This is a genomic window from Bifidobacterium pullorum subsp. saeculare, assembly GCF_016899725.1.
Taxonomy (GTDB): domain Bacteria; phylum Actinomycetota; class Actinomycetes; order Actinomycetales; family Bifidobacteriaceae; genus Bifidobacterium; species Bifidobacterium pullorum_C.
This window is the reverse complement of sequence record NZ_JACLYU010000240.1, coordinates 1-444: the sequence shown is the minus strand read 5'-3', so window position 1 is coordinate 444 and position 444 is coordinate 1. Positions and strand designations below refer to the sequence as shown.

The window sequence follows — 444 nt, the reverse complement described above, 5'->3', positions numbered from 1 at the left end:
CTGCAAATTAATACACAATATTTGCTCGGTAGTTTTGCCGCTTGCTGTTTGTTGTCTTTGCTCTCAATCGGGTGCAATGGCCACAAACAGTGCATTCCAACAGGGCCTGAGGCATTACAATGCCGGGCGCTATCAGCATGCGCTGGTATTCCTGAGTCAAGCTGCTGGAATGCAGCCCCGTAATCCTGAGGTACACTACTATCTGGCTAACGCTATGGCCTATGAAGGCATGCATCTTGAGGCGCGGGCCGAGTACGAGCTGTGCTATAAACTCAATCCGAGCGATACGCTTGCAGAGTACTGTCGAGCTGCGCTGCACAAGTATCATCAGGGAGTTATGGCGCACCCGGATGAGTCGGATCGTGCCACTGCCCATGGTGCACAGCTGCGCCTCCCTGAAATGTCGACTTTGGATCTGTCCTCTAAACCAAATACAGTGGCCAG

At 52.5% G+C, this 444-nt stretch carries 1 protein-coding gene; it reads left to right on the top strand.

Annotated elements, in window-relative coordinates:
* Positions 1 to 76: 76 nt before the first annotated feature.
* The coding region (locus H7U32_RS10365; protein ID WP_204469938.1) for a hypothetical protein at positions 77 to 444 on the top strand (368 nt) is incomplete at its 3' end.